This is a genomic window from Streptomyces sp. FH025 (assembly GCF_017427025.1).
In the GTDB taxonomy this organism is placed as follows: domain Bacteria; phylum Actinomycetota; class Actinomycetes; order Streptomycetales; family Streptomycetaceae; genus Kitasatospora.
Window position 1 is genome coordinate 1 of record NZ_JAFLNG010000739.1, and the last position, 3,649, is coordinate 3,649.

The following is a 3,649-nucleotide window of genomic DNA, read 5'->3' on the forward strand; positions in this document are numbered from 1 at the left end:
CGGCGCGTCCTACGCGTGGAGAAGGCCCCGCCCGTGAAACCGGACGAGGCCTGAGACCGTCGTGTCATCAAGACTCTCTCAAGAGATTTCCATCGCTGGGAATGGCTTCCTTAAAGCCAGATGAAAATCTCTCACTCTCAGCAGACTGCCAGTTACCAATCAGGATGAAGATTTCGTAACGGATCGAGATGGTGCGATGACGGTTCGTTACCAAAATTGTGGAAATGTGCATATTCGTTCTCTGTGTCATCGCGCGGACATAACCCGCGCAAGTGGGGCGTCTCGTGCCTGCTCGACCCGCCCGACGTCGACCCTCGACGCCATCCGCTCACCATTCCGCAGCGCACCGCCCGACCGTGCGGTCCGTAATAACTCCGCTCCGGGAGGCGATGGTTGGGATCGGGGGGGTGGATCCTTCGTGCCGAGCGCCTCGGCTATTCCAGATCAGGCAGGCTCGTACGAGGAGGAACGGACCAGGATGCGCGCGTCCGGGCCGTCCATCGGATGCGCGAAGAGGTACCCCTGCCCCAGCGGGCAGCCCATGGCGGCGAGGAGGTCGCGCTGTTCGGGGTGTTCGATGCCCTCGGCGATGACCTGGACGCCGAGGGTGTCGGCGATCCGGGCGATGCCCTCGACCAGGGCGTACTGCTGGGGGGAGAGGCCGAGGCCGTCGATGAAGGACTTGTCGATCTTGAGGATGGAGATCGGGAACTCGCGCAGGTAGGAGAGCGAGGAGTAGCCGGTGCCGAAGTCGTCGATGGCCAGGCCGACGCCGAGGTCGCCGAGGGTGGCCATGTCGGCGCGCAGGCGGTCGTCGCGGCGCATCAGGACGGACTCGGTGAGCTCCAGGACGAGGGTGTGCGGGTCGATCCCGGAGGTGGCGAGGGCGTGGCGGACGACGTCCACGAAGCCGGCGTCGCGGAACTGCCGGGCGGAGACGTTGACGTTGACCCGCAGCGGGGGCCGGCCGGCGGCCTCCCGGGTGGTGGAGCTGGCGGCGTGCCAGAGGGCGGCCTCCTGGGCGGCGCGTTCCAGGATCCAGGCGCCGAGCGGGACGATCTGGCCGCTCTCCTCGGCGAGGGCGATGAACTCGTCGGGCAGCACCATGCCGCGCCGGTCGTGCGGCCAGCGCAGCAGCGCCTCGAAGGCGACCAGGTCGCCCGTCCGCAGATCGACGATCGGTTGGTAGTACAGCTGGAAGGCCGATTCCGCGATCGCCGAGTCCAGGTTCTCGTTCAGCTCGTGCCGCTCCACCAGCCCCGCTTGCAGCGCCGGCCGGTAGTGGCACCACTGGCGGCGACCGGACGCCTTCGCCGCGTAGAGCGCGAGGTCGGCGTGGGTGAGCAGCTCGGCCGGGTCCACGCTGTCCTCGGTGGTGGCCACGCCGATGCTCGCGCTCACCCGCACCGCGCCCGCGCTGAGTTTGAACGGCTCGGCGAACACCGCCAGCACCGTGCCGGCGATGGTGTCCACGTCGGCGGGGCGCAGCGCGTCCTCCACCAGCACCGCGAACTCGTCCCCGCCGAGCCGGGCCGCCGTGTCCGAACTGCGCAGTGCCGTGGAGACCCGCAGTGAGACCGCGACCAGCAGTTCGTCGCCGACCGCGTGCCCCTGGGTGTCGTTGACCACCTTGAAGTCGTCCAGGTCGATGAAGAGCACCCCGGTCACCGCCCCGCTGCGCTCGCCGCGCGAGAGCGCGTGGCCCACGCGGTCCTGGAACAGCACCCGGTTGGCCAGCCCGGTCAGCGAGTCGTGGAACGCCCGGTGGGTGAGCTCGCGCTCCATCCGGCGTTGTTCCGTGACGTCGCGCAGGGTGAGGACCAGCCCGCCGACGGTCGGATCGGCGCGCAGGTCGGTGTACCGGACCTCGGCCTCGATCGGGGTGCGGTCCTGCCGCAGCAGCCGCCAGTGCTCGCGCGGCCGCTCGCCGTGCGGTCGTTCGCCGTGTGGCCGCTCGCCCTGCGGCCGCGCGCCCTGGGCCGGTTCGGTCGATCCGCGCATGCGGGCCAGCGCCCGGCCGACCTCCCGGCTGTCCTCGGGCGGGACGAGGTCGGTGAACCGGGTGCCGTCCAGCCCGGGGTGGCCCAGCACGCGCTCGGCCGAGGAGGAGGCGTAGCGCACGCTGTCGTCCGCGTCGAGGATCAGGATGACGTCACTGGCGTTCTGCACCAGGGTGCGGAAGTACAGCTCGCTGTCGCGGCGGACGACCTCCTGGCTCAGTACCACCCGCTCGACGGCCAGCGCGGCCTGGGCGGCGAGGATCTCCAGTGATCCCCACAGGCTGGTCAGCTCCTGTTCGGTGCCGGTGACGACGAGGGCGCCGATCAGGGGGTCGCCGGAGGGGCGCTCGGCCAGGGTGAGCGGGCAGACCAGGGCGGCGGGCATGCCGTCCAGGTGTGCGGGCAGCTCGGCGGAGCCGGCGGGCAGCAGCCGGGTCTCGCGCCGGGCGGCGAGCGCGAGCACCTCGTCGTCGCCGTCCCCGGGCACCGGGCGGTGCCGCGTCGCGCCGTGCTCGGCGTGCTCGGCGTGCCGTACGTGCAGCACCCCCGACTCGGCGACCGCCAGCAGGGCGACGTGCCCGGGCTCGGCGGGCATCAGGGTGGAGGCGGCGGACTGCACCGCGTCCGCGACCTCCGCCACCGTGACGGCCGCGGTCAGCCGGGCACCCGCCTCGCGCAGCGTCCGCTCCCGGGCCACCGCCTGCCGACGGGCGACCACGACGACGGCCAGCCGGGCCAGCACCAGCAGGTAGAGCAGGGCGGAGAAGGCGCCGATCACGCCCGCGTTGCGGGTGTCCCCGGCCAGCGACTCGATGATCAGGATGCCGGGCGCGATGAGGGAGGCGAGGGTGAGCAGGGCGAGGCGCCCGGCGGAGAGGTCCGGCTGCTGGGTGGGAACGGGCCTGGTCAGCTCGACCATCGACGGGTGCAGCGCGGCCGCGCCCCAGGCGGTGTAGAACGCCGCCCAGCCCAGTTCGACCGGCGTGCCGATGCGCCAGGTTCCGTGCAGCTGGATCAGCCCGTACAGCACGTCGGAGACGAGGATGCCGAGGGTGCCCACGGCGAGCAGTTGCAGCGAGCGGGAGTTGCCGCCGCGCGGGGTCAACAGCCGCAGCAGCAGGGCGATCACGATCACGTCGCCGAGCGGGTAGGCGATCGAGACGGCCTTCTGGAACCAGCTGAGGTCCGGGTTCCGGGCGTACGGGAGGATCAGGTAGATCCATGCGAGCAGGGCGAGGCCGATGGTGGGGATGAGCGCGTCCAGCAGTCCGGCGCGGTCCTGACGGGCTGTTCGCCAGCGGATGAAGCCGAGCACGCCGGCCGCGTACAGCACGAACTCGGCGAGGTAGAAGCCGTCGGCGCGGGAGGGGAACGGATTGGGTAGGTGCAGGATGTCCAACTGGACGGCCTGCAGCAACTCGCCCGCGGTGAAGCTCAGGTTGGCGAGCGCCAGCAGGTACCAGAACAGCGCGTGCCGGGGCCGGTTGAGGCGGATGCCGATCAGGATGGCGGCGACTCCGCCGAGGCCGATGCCCGTCCACCAGACGATCCGCTGCCCGGGGTCGGCGTAGTAGATGCCGGTGCACAGCACCATCCAGAGCAGGTAACAGGCCATCAGGCGTTGTCGCCGGCGAGTCAACGGGGCTACC

The 3,649-nt window shown here is 71.0% G+C and carries 1 protein-coding gene; it reads right to left on the minus strand.

The genetic code is table 11. The annotated features are described in order from the left end of the window. Positions 1 to 444: 444 nt before the first annotated feature. Positions 445 to 3,649 (minus strand): EAL domain-containing protein (locus J0670_RS39655; protein WP_243437870.1); only part of this gene is annotated, 3,205 nt, incomplete at its 5' end.